Here is a 15,856-nt window from a genome sequence, read left to right as displayed (position 1 = left end):
CCGTCCGGGTGTCGGAATGACAAACGGGCGCATCCCTGGTGGAATGCGCCCGCAGCAAGTGTAGGTCGGGTCGGCATGGCGGTTGGACTCCGCGCCATGCCGATCTGTAAGCGAGTTATGCGAGCAAGTCCTTCAAGGTGCGCGCAATCACCTTGGTCGCGCGGCGCAGGTCCTGCAGGTCCAGGCGCTCGTCGGCGCGCTTGGCGTGCGATTCGAGCACGGTGCGCGGGCCGGCGCCGTAGATCACGCCGGGAATGCCGCGCTCCACGTACAGGCGCACGTCGGTGTACAGGGGCGTGCCCAGGGCCGGCTCGGGCTCGCCCAGCAACTCTTGCGCGTGCTTCTGGATGGCATCGACCAGCGGCTTGTTGCCGGCCAGCGGCGTCATGGCGTTGGCCAGCAGCAGGCGGCGGATGTCGACCGAGATGCCGGCGCGCTCAGCCGCTGCCTGCTCGATCACGCGGCGGATGTTGGCTTCCACCTCCACCGGGTTCTCCTCGGGGATCATGCGGCGGTCGAGCTTGAACGTGACCTTGCCGGGCACCACGTTGGTGTTGGTGCCACCCTCGATGCGGCCCACGTTGAGGTACGGGTGCTTGATGCCGGCCACGTTGGAGGTGACCTTGAGGTATTCCTGGTTCTGCGCATACAGCGCGTTCCGGATGTGCACGGCGCCCTGGTGCGCGTCCACGCCGGTGTGGGGCACGGCAGCGTGCGCCATCTTGCCGTGCACCGTCACCTCCATCTGCAGGCAGCCGTTGTGGGCGGTGACCACCTCGTACGAGAAGCCGGCCGCGATCATCAGGTCCGGTTTGGTCAGGCCCTTTTGCAGCAGCCAGCCGGGGCCCAGTTCGCCGCCAAACTCTTCGTCGTAGGTGAAGTGCAGTTCCACGGCGCCCCGGGCGGGCTTGGCCACGGCCTCCAGCGCGCGCACGGCATAGGTGAAGCTGGCGAAATCGCTCTTGCTCACGGCAGTGGCGCGGCCATACATCTTGCCGTCCACGATCTCGGCGCCGTAGGGGTCGTGCGTCCAGCCCTCGCCCGGGGGCACCACGTCGCCGTGGGCGTTCAGGGCAATGGTGGGGCCCTGGCCCTCGTTGCCGTACTTGCGTCGCACGATCAGGTTGGTGATGGACTCCATGCCGTAGGCCTGCACGTCGGCGGCGGGCACGGCGTGCTTCTCGGCCTCGTAGCCAAAGTCACGGAGCAGCTCGGCCGTGCGTTCGGCGTGGGGCGCGTTGTTGCCCGGGGGCGTGGCGGTGGGCACGCGCACCAGGGCCTGCAGAAAGCGCACTTCCTCGTCGAAGTGCTGGTCGATCCACGCATCCAGGGCGGCGTAGTCGGTCGTTGGGGTGGTGGTCATGCGGGGGTTTCCTCGGAGAGCTGTTGCAGCACGTGCGTGAAAGCGTCCACGGCCAGCTGCATGTCGTTGTTGGTGGTGGATTCGAGCGGGTTGTGGCTGATGCCGGCGTTCAGGCCGCGCACGAAGAGCATGGCCTGGGGCATGATCTCGTGCAGCTTCATCGCATCGTGCCCGGCGCCGCTGGGCATGCGGAACACGGGCACGCCCAGGGCGTCCACCGCGCGTTCCCAGCGCTGCTGCCAGGCCGGGGCGCTGGGGGCAGCGGCGGCGCGCATGGATTCCTCCAGCGTGTAGCGCATGCCGCGGCGCGCGGCGATGCGGGCCAGCTCGTCCAGCACGTCCTTGACCATGGCGTCGCGCTGCGGGTCGGTGGGGGCGCGCAGGTCCAGGCTGAACTGGCAGCGCCCCGGCACCACGTTGATGGAGCCGCCGGGCACGTTGAGCAGGCCGATGGTGCCCACCGAGTCGCCGTCCTTGGCGGCGCGCTGCTCGATGTACAGGGCCAGCTCGGCCACAGCCACGGCGGCATCGCGGCGGCGGTCCATGGGGGTGGTGCCGGCATGGCTGGCCATGCCGATCATCTCGCCCACGTAGCGCACGCCGCCGTTGATGGAGGTGACCACGCCCAGGGGCAGGTCCAGCTCGTTGAGCACCGGGCCCTGCTCGATGTGCACCTCGATGAAGCCCAGGTACTGCGCCGGGTCGCGCTGCAGCTTGGGGATGTCGTCGATGCACAGGCCGGCATGCTGCATGGCCTCGCGCATGGTCACGCCGTCGGCGTCCTTCTGGTCCAGCCAGGCGTGGTTGAAGTGGCCGATGAGCGCGCCCGATCCCAGGAAGGTGGCCTTGTAGCGCTGGCCTTCTTCTTCGGCAAAGCCGATGACCTCGATACCGAAGGGCAGGCGCTTGCCCGCGCGGTGCAGCTCGCGCACGCAGGCCATGGGCACGAAGATGCCCAGGCGCCCGTCGTACTTGCCGCCGTTGCGCACCGTGTCGTAGTGCGAGCCGGTCATCAGGTACTTGCCCTGTGCCGAGCCAGCAGCAGGGTGGTAACGCCCCACCACGTTGCCCACGGCATCGATCTCGACCTCGTCGAAACCGCAGTCGCGCATCCAGTGGCTGATGCGCTGGGCGCAGGCGCGGTGCGCGTCGGTCAGGTAGGTGACGGTGAGCTGGCCCTTTTCGGCAAAGCCGGGGTCCGAGTGCTGGGCCAGGTTCTCCTGCCAGTCCCACACGTCGTTGCCCAGCACGGGCTCGGCGTCGAACTTGTCGTTCAGGCGGATCTCGGCGATGCGGTGGATGTTGCGCAGCGCCTCGGCCTGCTCGAAGGCGGGGTGGTTGTCCAGTCGGCGCGCAAAGGTGGCAATGATCTCCTGCCGTGGCAGGCCCGCGCCGCGCGGCCCGCGCACCGCCAGGATGAAGGGAAAGCCGAAGCGCGCGTTGTAGTCCGCATTGAGCTGCTGGATGCGCGCGAACTCCTCGGGCGTGCACTGGGCCAAGCCCGCCTTGCTCTGCTCGTTGGTCGACTCGGCCGTGAGGCTGTTGGCCACCATGGCCTTGCCGGCCAGCTCCGGGTGGGCGCGGATCAGGGCCAGTTGCGCATCCTGCGGGGCATTGCGCACGGCCTGGGCCAGCGCGTGGCGCAGGTGCGCCAGCGAGCGGAAGGGGCGCTGGGCCAGCGCCTGCTCTGCGATCCAGGGCGAGTGCTCGTACACGCCGTCCAGCCACTGCAGGGCCTCGGCCGGGCTGGCCGCGTTGAGTTGGGTGATGGTGAGTGCCATGGTGGTCAGGCCTTGCTGGTGGCGGGGGTGGTGTCGTTGAAGGTGTGCACCTGGGCCCAGTGGCGCGCAATGTCCACGCGGCGCGCCACCCACACCTTGTCGTGCTGGGCGATGTGGTCCAGAAAGCGCTGCAGCGCCGTGATGCGGCCGGGGCGGCCGAGCAGGCGGCAGTGCATGCCGATGCTCATCATCTTGGGCGCGTTGTCGCCATCGGGGTCGCCTTCGGCGTACAGGGCGTCGAAGGTGTCCTTGAGGTACTGGTAGAACGGGTCGGCGTGCGAGTAGCCCTGGGGCAGGGCAAAGCGCATGTCGTTGCAGTCCAGCGTGTAGGGCACGATGAGCTGGGGCGCCACGCTGCCATCGGTGCGCTGCACCTTCATCCAGAAGGGCAGGTCGTCGCCGTAATAGTCGCTGTCGTATTCGAAGCCGCCGAAGTCGGCCACCAGGCGGTGGGTGTTGGGGCTGTCGCGCCCGGTGTACCAGCCGGTGGCGCGCTGGCCGGTCATGCGCTCGATGATGGCCATGGCCTCGGCCATGTGGGCGCGCTCCACCTCTTCGGGCACGTTCTGGTAGTGGATCCACTTGAGGCCGTGGCAGGCGATCTCGTGGCCGGCCTGCACGAAGGCCTGGGTCAACTCGGGGTGGCGCTGCAGCGCCGTCGATACGCCGAACACCGTGAGCGGCAGTTGGCGCTTGTCGAACTCGCGCAGGATGCGCCACACGCCGGCCCGCGAGCCATATTCGTAGATGCCCTCCATGCTCATATGGCGCTCGGGGTAGCTGGCGGGGTTGAACATTTCCGAGAGGAACTGCTCCGATCCCGCATCACCGTGCAGGGTGGCGTTCTCGCCGCCCTCTTCGTAGTTGAGCACGAACTGCACGGCAATGCGTGCCTGGCCCGGCCACTGGGCATGGGGCGTGTGGCGGCCGTAGCCGACGAGGTCGCGGGGATAGGGGCGGGTGGCGTCGTAGATCATGGGCGAAAAAGGCAGTGTCAGTTGCCTTGGGTGGCGGTGACGGGCGCGAGCGCCATGGCCAGGTCGCTGGCAGGGCGCTTGCGGTCGAAGGTGAGGCTGGCCTCGACGTGCTCGAGGTGCGACTGCATGAGGGCCACGGCCTGGTCTTCGTCGCGCGCAGCCAGCGCGGTGACGATCTCGCCGTGTTCTTCATGCGAATGTTCTGCGGCGCTGGCCGACTGGTACATCAGCGTGATCAGCGCGCAGCGCGAGATCAGATCGCCCAGCAAGTGGGCCAGCACCTCGTTGCCCATGAGCTCGGCCATGCGCACGTGGAAGTCGCCCAGCAGCTCGGTGCGGCTGCTGGCGTCGGCCGTGCCCATGGCGGCCTTCTCGCTGGCCACATGGGCGCGCAGGGCCTTGATCTTGGCGGGCGTGACGCTGCGCACGAAGGCGCGGGTCATCTCGGTCTCGAGCATGCGGCGCACGGCGAACACCTGGCGTGCCTCCTCGACCGAGGGGGTGGAGACAAAGGCGCCGCGCGCGGGCTCCAGCGTGACCAGCTTGTTCTGGGCCATCTGGAACAGCGCCTGGCGCACCAGCGTGCGCGAAACCCCGAAATGGTCGGCCAGCTTCTGCTCGGCCAGCTTGGTGCCCGGCTGCAGGCGGTGTTCGACGATGGCGCGGGTCAACGCCTCGACGATGGCACTGGTGGATGAAGATTCCATGGCGACATGATAGGAGGATTGGCGAAAAGTGTATACACTTTTAGTCTACAGATTGCATTTTTTCGGTCACCACCCTTTCAGGAGAATCCCTATGGGCTTGAGCACGCATGTTCTGGACACCATGAATGGCTGTCCCGCCGCCGGCATGGAAGTGGCGCTGTATTCCACCCACGGCGACGCCGCCACGCTGATCAAGCGCCTGGTGCTCAACCACGACGGGCGCACCGACGCGCCGCTGTTCGACAACGCCAGCCTGCGCGCCGGCACCTACCGGCTGCGCTTCGATGTGGCGGGGTATTTCAAAGCCAAGGGCGTAGCTTTGCCCGAGCCGAACTTTTTGAACCAGGTGAGCCTGGACTTCGGCATTGCACACGAAGACCAGCACTACCACGTGCCCCTGCTGGTGAGCCCGTGGAGCTACTCCACTTACAGGGGCTCGTAGGCCTTACAACTGGCCTTCAGTGAGGGTATCGAGTTGGAACTTGCCGCTCTTGTCCCACAGCCAGGTCTCGGTGTAGGTCACCTTGCCCAGGCGCGTGGGCACCGGGTAGGGGGCCGCGGCGCGCACCGTGCGCTCGATCTCCTTGACCACCTCGGGCGCATGGCGCGGCGCGCGCAGCCAGTTCACGCGCGTGACCTTGCCGGTGCGGTCGATGTCCACCTCGATCACGCCGATGGCGTAGAGCTGCGGCGGCAGCTTGCCCTTGAAGATGCGCTCGGCGTTCAGCCCGTAGAGGTGGGTGGCGCCGTCTTGCCGGTAGGCGCGGGGCGTGGCGGCCGCCGATGGGCGGGCCGAGCCGGCAGTGGCCGGCACGGGGCCCTTGACGCCCTGGATGTCCGGGGTGGTGGGAGGGCGGGTCTCCGGCGTGGCTGGCGCGGGCGTGGGTTCTGGCGCAGACTTGCAGGCAGCGATCAGGGCGGCACCAGCGGCCATGATGCCTGCCAGCAGCCAGTGGCGGCTTTTGCCGGGGCGGTGGTTGGGCGGTGTATCGGACATGGTGGGCTGGTGTAAGGAAAGGACGGCGGCAGTGGAAAGCTACTTGCGTTTGTTGCTGGAGGGCCTTGCGGCCGAACCGGCATGCCTGGTGACCGTGGAGTCTACCCAAGGCTCCGTGCCGCGTGAATCGGGCGCGTGGATGGCCGTGTTCGCGGGCAGGTTGGTCGGCACCATCGGCGGCGGCCACCTGGAGCACCAGGCCATTGCCGAGGCGCGCCGCCGCCTGGCGGACCCCGGCGCCGCCAATGACCCGGCGCCCATGCGCTTTGCCTTGGGCCCGGCGCTCGGCCAGTGCTGCGGGGGCGTGGTGTTCCTCGAATTCGAATGCGTGGCCGCGCAGAACGCGCCCGCTTTGGCCCGGCGCCTCACGGCCGATCTGCACCCCGTGGCCCTGTTTGGCGGCGGCCATGTCGGCCATGCCCTGGCGCGTGTGCTGGCACCTTTGCCCTTTGCGCTGACCTGGATCGACAGCCGCGACGGGATCTTTCCCGACGCGCCTCCCCCCAATGTGCACTGCGAGCATTCCGAGCCCGTGCAGATGGCCGTGCCCCTGCTGGCGCCCGGCTCGCGCGTGCTCATCATGAGCTTCAGCCACGCCGAGGACCTGGACGTGGTGGCCGCCTGCCTCAAGCGCCAGCGCGAGCGGGGCGATCTGCCCTTCATCGGCCTCATCGGCAGCAAGACCAAGTGGGCCACCTTCACCAGCCGGCTTACGGCACGCGGCTTCAGCCCGCGCGAACTGGCGCGCGTGACCTGCCCCCTCGGCGTGCCCTGCATCCCGGGCAAGGAGCCCGAGGTGATTGCGGTGGCCGTGGCGGCACAACTCTTGCAATCAGTGGCGGCAGTCCAGGTGGCGGCAATCCCACAGCAAGGGTATTCCCAGGCCTGATTCGATCATTGCTGGACTGGAATTGAAAACAGTTTTTGCATACACTTTCACCCGGGACATTGCCGGCCGTTGCGGCACCGGTCCCATGGGTCGCAGCGGTGCCCCGGCAAGCCTGGCTTGCCATGGTGCGCGACCCCATCTTCTGCTCAGAGCGCCCGCAGTGGTGAGCAGGTTGTTCAGGCGGTGTGTCCCCCCACGCCGCCGAGGTTGAGAAAAAAATGGAACACTACCTTCTCGACTGGGCCAACCTGCTCTTGCGCTGGGTCCACGTCATCACCGCCATCGCCTGGGTTGGCTCCTCCTTCTACTTCGTCTTCCTGGACAGCAGCCTCACGCCGCCCGAGGACGAAGACCTCAAGAAGCAGGGCGTGAGCGGCGAGCTCTGGGCCGTGCACGGCGGCGGCTTCTACCACCCGGTCAAGTTCGCCGTCTCCCCGCCCGAGCTGCCCAAGCACCTGCACTGGTTCTATTGGGAGAGCTACAGCACCTGGCTCAGCGGCTTTGCGCTGTTCACCTTGTCCTATCTGTGGAGCGCGGGCACCTACCTGATCGACAAGTCGCGCATGGACTGGGCACCGCCCGCAGCCATCGGCGCGGCGCTGGCCTTCCTGGTCGTGTTCTGGCTGCTGTATGACGGCATCTGCCGCATCTTCGGGCAGAAGAAGAACGGCGACGCCATCGTCGGCGGCCTGGTGCTGGTGCTGGTGTGCATCGCCTCGTGGCTGGCCTGCCACCTGTTCGCCGGGCGCGCGGCCTTCCTGCTGGTGGGCGCGATGATCGCCACCTCGATGAGCGCCAACGTGTTCTTCTGGATCATCCCGGGCCAGCGCACCGTGGTGCGGCAGATCCGCACAGGGCAGAACGTGGACCCGATCCACGGCAAGCGCGGCAAGCAGCGCAGCGTGCACAACACCTACTTCACGCTGCCGGTGATCTTCGCAATGCTGAGCAACCACTACAGCTTCCTGTGGAGCCATGCGCAGAACTGGCTGGTGCTCATCGTCATGATGTTCGCGGGCGCCGCCATCCGCCAGTTCTTCGTGATGCGCCACGGCTACAAGCTCGGCCGCAACCCCAATCCGCTGCCCTATGCCTTGGTGGGCGTGGCGGCCCTGGTGGGCGCCATCGTCTGGATGAAGCCCGCACCGGCACCTGCCCCCGAGCCTGTGGCTGCTGCCAAGCCCGCCGCCACCACGGCCACCCCCGCTGCACCGGCAACGGCCCCCGCGTCGGGCGTTGCAGCCACCCCTGCTGCGGCCGCTGCCCCAGCGGCGGCCCCGGCCAACGACTTCGCTGCCGTGCAGTCCGTGCTGGAGCAACGCTGCTATCTGTGCCATGGCGCCCAGGTGCAGATGAAGAACCTGCGCCTGGATTCGCCGGCCTCGGTCAAGCAGCATGCCCAGGCGGTCTACCAGCAGGTGGTGGTGCAAAAGCTCATGCCCATGAACAACGCCACGCAGATGACCGACGCCGAGCGCGCCCTGATCGGCCGCTGGTTCCAGGACGGCGCAAAGACCCCTTGATGAATGAGGCGCCGCCTGGGGCGGCGCTGGATCAGGCCGCCAGCACGCTTTGCAGCGCACGCAGGGCGTTGTGCGGCGGGCCCGGCAGTTCGCCGCCATGCAGCACCACGCCGGTGGATGCCAATTTGGCCTCATGCTTGGCCACAGCCGCCAGGTTGGCCACCTCTTCGGCATGGCGGTACATGCCGGGCTGTATGCGCACCGCGCCGATGGCCAGCGTGGTGCAGGGGAAGAAGCGGCGCACGCCGTGCCGGTCTTCCGAATGGATGCCGCCCATGGCGCGCGCGCCTTCGTCGAACAGGGTGAGCGCCTCGCGCGCGAACTCGTCCACGATGTTCTTGCAGCGCTGCAGCCAGTTGCTGCTCTGGAAGATCAGCATGAAATCGTCGCCCCCCACATGGCCCACGAAGTCGCGGCGTGCGTCGCAGTGCGTGGTGGCCAGGCGCGCCACCAGGCGGATCATCTGGTCGCCGCGCCAGTAGCCGTAGTGGTCGTTGAAGGGCTTGAAATTGTTCAGGTCCGCATAGCAGGCCACGAACTCGGTTCCGCTCTCCAGCAGGCGCTGCATGTGCATGCTGATGGGGATGTTGCCGGGCAGAAAGGTCAGCGGGTTGGCATGTCGCGCGGCCTCGATGCGCGTCTCGGTCACCGCGCGCACCAGCTGGTCGCCGGTGCCCAGGCCCACGTAGCGGCCGTTGTCGGTGACGATGTAGCCATCGCTCAGGTAGCGCTGGTCCTGCGAGGTGAGGATGCCCACGAGCTGGTCCACGTCGCAGTCGAGTTCCACCACGCGTGGCGTGTTGTTGGCAAAGCCGACGCAGGGCTTGCGGCCATGCACTTCGCGGAAGTACAGCGTGGCGTAATGGTTCATGAACTGCTGGCGGTTGATCAGCGCCACAGGGCGCGTGCCATCCACCACCGCCAGCGCATGCAGGTCGGGGCGCCCCTGCAGCACGGCGGCCACCTCGTCGTTGCTGGTGGCGGGCGCCACCGTGGGCGCCTGCACCACCATCAGGCTGCGCAGGATGCCCGGGCGCGCGGTCTGGCCCAGGTGCGGCAGCACGGCCACGCGGCGGTCCTGCAGCACATCGAGCGCCGGGCCATCAATGGCCTCGCGCGGGTTGCGCGCGGGGCGCCCCAGCACCCAGCCCTGGCCGTAGGGGATGGCCAGGTCGCGCAGGGCGCGCAGGTCGTCGCGCGTCTCGATGCCCTCGGCGATCAGCGTGGTGCCGAACACGTCGGCAATGCCCTTGATGGCCTGCAGCATCTGCAGGTTCTCGGGGTGGTCGCTGATGTCGTGGATGAAGTAGCGGTCGATCTTCACGAAGTCGGGCTTGACCTCGGACCACAGGCGCAGGCTGGAACGCCCGTCGCCGAAATCGTCGAGCGCCAGGCGCGCGCCGCAGGCATGTACCTCGCGGATGGCCTCGCGCAGCGCGGGCATGTCGGTCACGCGCTCGTGCTCCGTGATCTCGAACACCAGCATGCGCGCGCTCACGCCGAAGGCGCGCACCGTCTCGCCCAGGCGGCGCTCGCCGCACAGGGCCACGGCATGCACCAGGGCATCGGCGCTGATGTTCACGAACAGCCGGCCGGGCGCACCATGGTCGCCCCAGTTGGAGAGGGCCGTGAACACGCACACCAGCTCGAAGTCCTGCAGCAGGCGCTCGCGCCGGGCGGTCTCCAGCAGCACGTCGGGCGTGTGCAGGGCCGAGCCCTCGGGGCCGCGGATCAGCGCCTCATGGGCAAAGATGCTGCCCTCGCGCAGGTCGCCCAGGGGTTGGAAGACGCAGTGCAGCCCGCCCTCGCGCATGAGCTTCGCCAGCGCTCCCGATCCCAGCCGCGCCGCAGGCGACAGCAGCGCCAGCATGCGGTCGAGACGTTCTTGCTTGGGATGCACCATGGTTGCAATTTGTCACTTCTAGGGGGCTCACGATACTGGCCGGCCGTGACAAGTGCGTTACAGCGGGCCGGCGCCCTCCGGCGCGCCCTTGAGCAACGCACAATGTGCGCATGGCTGAACCATCTTCCTCCCCCCTTTCCTCACCGGCCGGTGGACTGCCGGATTTCCACGCCGACCCGCGCGGCTTTTTGCGCGGGCTGTTCGACACCGCGGTGCGCAGCGCCCAGCCGCTGCATGGGATGCGCGCCTGGCTGCCGGCGCCACCGCGCGGGCGCACCCTGGTGCTGGGCGGCGGCAAGGCCGGGGGCGCCATGGCCCAGGCGCTCGAAGCGCTGTGGCCGCAGGACGCGCCGCTGTCCGGCCTGGTGGTCACGCGCTACGGCCATATCCCGCCCCGGCCCGAAGGGCTGGCGCAGCGCATCGAGGTGGTCGAGGCCGCGCACCCCGTGCCCGATGCCGCTGGCGAGGCCGCCGCGCAGCGCCTGCTGGACCTGGCCGCCGGCCTCACGGCCGATGACCTGGTGCTGTGCCTGATCTCGGGCGGCGGCTCCTCGCTGCTCACCCTGCCGGGCGAAGGCATCACCCTCGAAGACAAGCAGCGCATCAACCGCGCCCTGCTCGAGAGCGGTGCCGACATCGCCGAGATGAACTGCGTGCGCAAGCACCTCTCGCGCATCAAGGGCGGGCGGCTGGCGGCGGCCTGCGCCCCGGCGCGCGTGGTCACGCTGACCATCAGCGACGAGCCGGGCGACGACCCCTCGGTCATCGCCAGCGGCCCCACCGTGCCCGATGCCACCACCTGCGCCGAGGCGCTGGCCATCCTCACGCGCTACGGCATCGACTTGCCGCACCAGACCCTGCAGGCCCTGCGCGACGGCGCGCTCGAGACGCCCAAGCCCGGCGATGCGGTGTTCCAAGGCCATTCCGTGCATTTGGTGGCCACGCCCTGGCAGGCGCGGGAGGCCGCGGCCGCGGCAGCGCGTGCGGCGGGTGTGGACGCGGTCATCCTCTCCGACGAGATCGAAGGCGAGTCGCGCGAGGTGGGCAAGGTGCACGCGGCCATGGCGCGCTCGGTGGCGCGCCGGGGCCAGCCGTTCACGAAGCCCTGCGTCATCCTCTCCGGTGGCGAAACCACGGTCACGGTGCGCCCGCGCGCGCCCGACGCACCGCGCGGCCGGGGTGGCCGCGCCGGTGAGTTCTGCCTGGGCCTGGCCAAGGCGCTGCAGGGCGAACCCTCGGTCTGGGCGCTGGCCGCCGATACCGACGGCATCGACGGTGTCGAGAACAACGCGGGCGCCTTCGTTGGGCCCGACACCCTGCAACGCGCCCATGCGGCGGGCGCCGAAATCGAGGACGCCCTGCAGCGCAACGATGCCTGGAGCTACTTCGCGGCCCTGGGCGACCTGCTGGTCACCGGGCCCACGCACACCAATGTGAATGACTTCCGGGCGATCCTGGTGGTGTAGCGTGCCGGGTCCGCCTGCGCGGCCCCGGCGTCAGAACCGGTGGCGAATGCCCAGACCAAAGCTGTTGCCGGTGGTGCGCGCCGTGATGCGGTCGTTCATCAGCATGGCATAGACGTCGGTGCGCTTTGACAGGAAGTGGTCGTAGCCCAGCGTGAAGGTCTTGCGCGACACGTCGGTGGCCGACATCTCGGTCTTGGCCCACGATGCCAGCACCTTGCCGGTGCTGAACACTGGAACGGACACACCCAGCTGCAAGGTCTTGGCCTTGTTGCTGGTGTTGTCGGCCTTGGCCTGGCCGTAGCTGGCGAAGGCCTTGGCCACGCTGAAGTCATAAGCGCCGCCCAGCATCCAGTCGCTCTTGGTGGTGCCCAGGTAGGTATTGGGCACGGCGGGGTTGCTGATCTGGTCGCGCTCGTAGAAGCCGGTCAGCGTCAGCGGGCCGTTGAAGTAAAGCGCATTCAGGCCCACGTTCTTCTTGCCGTTGTCGCCCGCGATCTCGCCGATCTGGTAGTGCGCATTCAGCGTGAGTCCGCCCAGGCTGGGCGTGCTGTAGATGATCTCGTTGGACCAGCCGGTGTCCGATGGCGTGGTCGCCGTCCAGCCGGTGCCGTTGAACAGCGGCACGTTCATGTGCAGGATCAGCGGCGCAAAGGTGAACGAGTCGCCCAGCGGGTTGGACAGGATCGAGGGCAGGAAGTTGGGCGCCAGGCCCCGGCCCACGGTCACCGTGCCGAAGCCGCCCGACAGGCCCACATTGGCATCGCGCGAGAAGAAGGTGTCGTTGACGAAGCGGCCCTGCACGCCGCTGTCCACCTTGATGAACGAGGTCAGCGCGAAGTTGGCCTTGAGGCCGCCGCCGAGGTCTTCCGTGCCCTTGACGCCGAACCACGAGGTGGTCATGCCGCCGCTGTTGACCACCGACGCACGGCCGGCGTCGCCGGCATTGCGCATGGAACCGACGAAGACATCGGTCAGGCCCATCAACTGGACCGAGCTCTGGGCCTGGGCGGCACCGGTGGCGCACAGCAGGGCGCCGCCGAGCGAAAGAGCCATCAGGTTTGTTTTCATTGTGTACTCCTGGGGGTGAGGGAAAGCCGGGGTGCCCGGCGCTTCGAATGCAGCTTCGCCAAGGGTGCACCTTGGTGCACGGGCGAAAGCAGCGGCGAGGACTTCGCAAGTTCCATGCCCTGGCGGATACAGGTGCTTACAGAGACCGGACGGGGCTGACCGGGGTGGCTTGCCTGGGATGGTTTTGATCTTGCTCAATGCACACCGGGCCCTGCCGCGGCACAGTTCGAGGCATGCTGCCCTCTTCGCTTTTCTCGCTGCCTGCACAGGTCCAGATCGCCGCAGCCGGTGACGTGCTGCGCCACCGCCACCAGACCCTGGCCACCGTGGCGCACCTGGAGCGCGGCCGTGTGCTGCTGGGGGTGTGCGAGCAAGGCCAGATGCGCCACCAGCTGGGCGTGGTGGAGGGGCCCTTCTGGCTGGACGCCGCATCGGCGCTGCTGGGCGAGCCCTGCGCGGTGGACATGGTGGCGCAGACCCAGGTGCACCTGCGCCATCTGCCGGTGGAGGTGTTCCGCAGCAGTTGCGAGGCGCTGCCTGCCGGGGTGCAGGCCCTGCTGCGCAACATGGCCACCGGTTACCTGCAGCAGTCGGGCCTGGCCGTGAGCCGCCTGGCGCAGGACGCGCAGGCGCGCTGCGCCCAGTGGCTGCTGCAGAACGCCGAGCCTGACACGGGCGGCGCCATGAGCGTCACCCTGCACCAGCGCAAGCGCCTGATCGCCGCGCAATTGGGCATCGCCCCCGAAACCTTCTCGCGCGTGATGCGCCACCTGCGCGAGCACGGCCTCGTGGCCGGCACCGGCAATGTGCTCAGGCTGCCCCAGCCCATGGCCCTGCAGTCGGTCGCTGGCGGCTGAGCCGCCCGCACGGCGGGTTCCCGCCGCGCCCGCAAGAGGTTCCCCCTTTCGGGTGAACTAGGGTTTTCCTCGGCGGGACCTGAGGGTTCCACCCAAGCCCGGGCGCGTGGGGGCTGCGTATATTTATCGGGAAACCCTGTTGTTTCCCACAGCCCATGCCCGCCCCGTTCGCCGTTCACACCTGCAGCCCTCCAGAGTGGGACAGCGCATGACCCCTCCTGCGAACCCTGTCGCTGCTGCGCAAGAGCCGGCCTTCAGCCTGCCGGGCTCGCTGGTGCTGCGGCTGATGGCGGTGGCGGCGCTGGTGGTGGTGCTGGCCAGTGCGGCGTCGGTGTGGCTGGTCTCGCGTGCGGCCGGCCAGGAGGCCATGCGCCGTGTGGTCGGCCAGCAGACGGACGAGGTGGAGGTGGTGGCCCGGCTCCTGGCCAGCAAGATCGAGCAAAGCCAGAAGGTGTTGCGCACGGTGGCCCAGGGCATCACCCCGGCCATGCTCGAATCGCCCTCGTCGCTCGATTGGCTGCTGCAGCAGGGGCTGCCCGCGGTGGGCTTCTTCGACGCGCTGCACGTGGCGCGCAAGGACGGGGAATTGCGCCTGAACATCCGCTCGGGCCAGTTGGTCAAGGCGGCCGACCTGGACCCGGCCGAGCGCGATGCCTTGCGCCGCACGCTGATCGACGGCAAGCCCCAGGTCTCGGAGCTGATCGCCGGGCGCACCAGCAACGCGCGCATCATGTTCACCTTGCCGCTGCACAGCGAGGAGGGGGCCGTGCTGGGCGTGGTCGCGGGGGCGCTCAAGCTGCAGTCGCAGGGCCTGCTGCCGCAGTCCATGGCGCTGCCGGCGCGCGACGACTCGCGCCTGGTCGTGTTCACGCGCGACGGCACCATCCTCTCGCACACCGACCCGGCGCGCATCATGGGCCAGGTGCGCGACGAGCCGGGCCTGGCGCCCGTGTTCGCCCAGTGGCTGCGCAGCGCCCAGCCCGTGGTGGGGCGCGGCACCACCGAGGTGCAGCCCGATCACATCGTGAGCGTGGCCGGCATGCCGCTGCCCCAGTGGTTCGTGGCCCGGGTCAGCAACTCCAAGGCGCTGCTGGAGCCGCTGCAGGGGGCGCAGCGCGAGGCCTGGTGGCTGGCCGCCGCGGTGATCGCCCTGGGCGTGCTGCTGCTGGCCGTGGCCATGGCCTGGATGGCGCAGCCCCTGGCCCAGCTGTGCCGTGGCGCGCTGCAGCTGCTGCGCCATGTGCAGCAGCCGCGGCAGGGTAGCCGGGACACCATCGAGTGGCCCACGGGCCGGGGCGAGGTGGGCACCCTGGTGCGCGTGTTCGACGGGCTGGCGCAGCAAAAGCGCCAGCAGGACCACCTGCACACACTGCTCCATGGCCAGTTCCAGGCCATTCTGGCCAACGCCTCGGTGGGCATCGTCATCACGCGCCATGGCGTGCTCGAGGTGGTGGGGCGCCAGGCCTGCCTGATGCTGGGATATGCCGAGAGCGAGCTGCAGGGCCGGCCGGCGCGCACGCTGTACGGATCGGACGCCGACTACGCGCGCCTGGGCGAGCGCGTGCAATCGGCCTTCGCGGCGCACGGCACCTTCGATGGCGACGTGTGCTTCGTGCGCAAGGACGGCAGCCCCGTCTGGGCGCGCGTGCAGGGCCGCAAGGTGGATTCCGAGGCGCTGGGCGGCGGCACCGTGTGGATGTTGGAAGACATCACAGCCGCGCGCGAAGCCCAGTACCAGCAGGCCTGGGAGCTCACGCACGATGCCCTCACGCAGCTGCACAACCGCTCGGCCTTCGACCACCGGCTGGCCCTGCTGTTGGCCGAGCGCTCGGCCCGCACGCCCCCCCTCGATACTGCATCGGCCGACCAAGCGCCCGACGACGGGGTGGTGCTGTTCCTGGACCTCGACCACTTCACGCTGGTCAACGACGTGGCCGGCCACGACGCGGGCGACGACGTGCTGCGCCACGTGGCCCGGCTCATCGAGACCCAGGTGCGCCAGGTGGGCTGGTCCGCGCGCCTGGGCGGTGATGAGTTCGCAGTGGTGCTGCCCGGCTGCCCCCTGGCGCGCGGCCAGGCCGTGGCCGAGCAGCTGCGCGCCACGGTGCAGGCCTGGGAGCCGTCCTACCAGGGGCGCAGCTTCACGCTGGGCGTCAGCATAGGCCTGGTGGTGCTCGATGCCCACCTGCACGACGTGGCCTCGGTGCTGTACGCGGCCGACATGGCCTGCTACGACGCCAAGCGCGCCGGGCGCAACCGGGTCGAAACCCGGCATGCGCGCGACATGACCTCCTCGGGCCGCATGGCTTTGGGGCCGTATTGAGG

13 protein-coding genes are annotated in these 15,856 nt (G+C 68.9%); 6 read left to right on the top strand and 7 right to left on the bottom strand.

All coding sequences use genetic code 11. The features are described from left to right. Positions 1-115 precede the first annotated feature (115 nt). From ACK59X_RS26285 to ACK59X_RS26270, 4 genes are read right to left on the bottom strand one after another with little or no spacing between them, the layout of a single operon-like run. A complete protein-coding gene (locus tag ACK59X_RS26285) occupies positions 116-1,363 on the bottom strand; it encodes a M20 family metallopeptidase (RefSeq protein ID WP_409961466.1) in 1,248 nt (415 codons plus the stop codon). Continuing rightward, on the bottom strand, positions 1,360-3,144 hold the full coding sequence (gene uraD, locus ACK59X_RS26280; RefSeq protein ID WP_409961464.1) for a 2-oxo-4-hydroxy-4-carboxy-5-ureidoimidazoline decarboxylase: 1,785 nt from the start codon (positions 3,142-3,144) through the stop codon (positions 1,360-1,362). The genes ACK59X_RS26285 and uraD overlap by 4 nt, the downstream gene beginning before the upstream one ends. A gap of 5 nt (positions 3,145-3,149) precedes the next feature. Continuing rightward, entirely contained in the window at positions 3,150-4,121 is a 972-nt protein-coding gene (gene puuE, locus ACK59X_RS26275; RefSeq protein ID WP_409961462.1) for an allantoinase PuuE, read from the bottom strand. 17 nt (positions 4,122-4,138) lie between these two features. After that, positions 4,139-4,828 (bottom strand): GntR family transcriptional regulator, encoded by a 690-nt coding sequence (locus ACK59X_RS26270; RefSeq protein ID WP_409961461.1) that lies wholly within the window; start codon positions 4,826-4,828, stop codon positions 4,139-4,141. Positions 4,829-4,919: 91 nt separating this feature from the next. On the opposite strand from ACK59X_RS26270, the gene uraH reads away from it, so the two are divergent. Continuing rightward, a complete protein-coding gene (gene uraH, locus ACK59X_RS26265; protein WP_409961459.1) occupies positions 4,920-5,270 on the top strand; it encodes a hydroxyisourate hydrolase in 351 nt (116 codons plus the stop codon). Between the two features lie 3 nt (positions 5,271-5,273). Here the strand turns inward: uraH and ACK59X_RS26260 are convergent, their stop codons facing one another. Then, positions 5,274-5,825 carry an energy transducer TonB gene (locus ACK59X_RS26260; protein ID WP_409961457.1) on the bottom strand — a complete coding sequence of 184 codons (552 nt, stop codon included), beginning with the start codon at positions 5,823-5,825 and terminating at the stop codon, positions 5,274-5,276. Between ACK59X_RS26260 and xdhC the strand changes: the two genes are divergently transcribed. After that, on the top strand, positions 5,824-6,714 hold the full coding sequence (gene xdhC / locus ACK59X_RS26255) for a xanthine dehydrogenase accessory protein XdhC (protein ID WP_409961456.1): 891 nt from the start codon (positions 5,824-5,826) through the stop codon (positions 6,712-6,714). The two genes, ACK59X_RS26260 and xdhC, sit on opposite strands and share 2 nt — an antisense overlap. A 218-nt stretch (positions 6,715-6,932) precedes the next feature. After that, positions 6,933-8,237, top strand: a complete 1,305-nt coding sequence (locus ACK59X_RS26250) for a urate hydroxylase PuuD (RefSeq protein ID WP_409961455.1) — start codon at positions 6,933-6,935, stop codon at positions 8,235-8,237. Between the two features lie 31 nt (positions 8,238-8,268). Here ACK59X_RS26250 and ACK59X_RS26245 read toward each other — a convergent pair whose 3' ends face one another. Continuing rightward, positions 8,269-10,140: an EAL domain-containing protein gene (locus ACK59X_RS26245; RefSeq protein WP_409961453.1), complete on the bottom strand. Its 1,872-nt coding sequence runs from the start codon at positions 10,138-10,140 to the stop codon at positions 8,269-8,271. Positions 10,141-10,250: 110 nt separating this feature from the next. Between ACK59X_RS26245 and ACK59X_RS26240 the strand changes: the two genes are divergently transcribed. Next, a complete protein-coding gene (locus ACK59X_RS26240; RefSeq protein ID WP_409961452.1) occupies positions 10,251-11,606 on the top strand; it encodes a glycerate kinase in 1,356 nt (451 codons plus the stop codon). A gap of 30 nt (positions 11,607-11,636) precedes the next feature. On the opposite strand, the gene ACK59X_RS26235 is transcribed toward ACK59X_RS26240, so the two are convergent. Next, positions 11,637-12,674, bottom strand: coding sequence for a porin (locus ACK59X_RS26235; RefSeq protein ID WP_409961450.1), 1,038 nt, complete (start codon positions 12,672-12,674; stop codon positions 11,637-11,639). 233 nt (positions 12,675-12,907) lie between these two features. On the opposite strand from ACK59X_RS26235, the gene ACK59X_RS26230 reads away from it, so the two are divergent. Beyond that, positions 12,908-13,531 carry a Crp/Fnr family transcriptional regulator gene (locus tag ACK59X_RS26230; protein ID WP_409961449.1) on the top strand — a complete coding sequence of 208 codons (624 nt, stop codon included), beginning with the start codon at positions 12,908-12,910 and terminating at the stop codon, positions 13,529-13,531. A 208-nt stretch (positions 13,532-13,739) separates the two neighbouring features. After that, a complete protein-coding gene (locus ACK59X_RS26225) occupies positions 13,740-15,854 on the top strand; it encodes a diguanylate cyclase domain-containing protein (RefSeq protein WP_409961447.1) in 2,115 nt (704 codons plus the stop codon). Positions 15,855-15,856: the final 2 nt, after the last annotated feature.

This window comes from Acidovorax sp., assembly GCF_046339755.1.
Lineage (GTDB): Bacteria > Pseudomonadota > Gammaproteobacteria > Burkholderiales > Burkholderiaceae_C > Acidovorax.
This window is presented reverse-complemented; position numbering and strand designations above follow the sequence as displayed.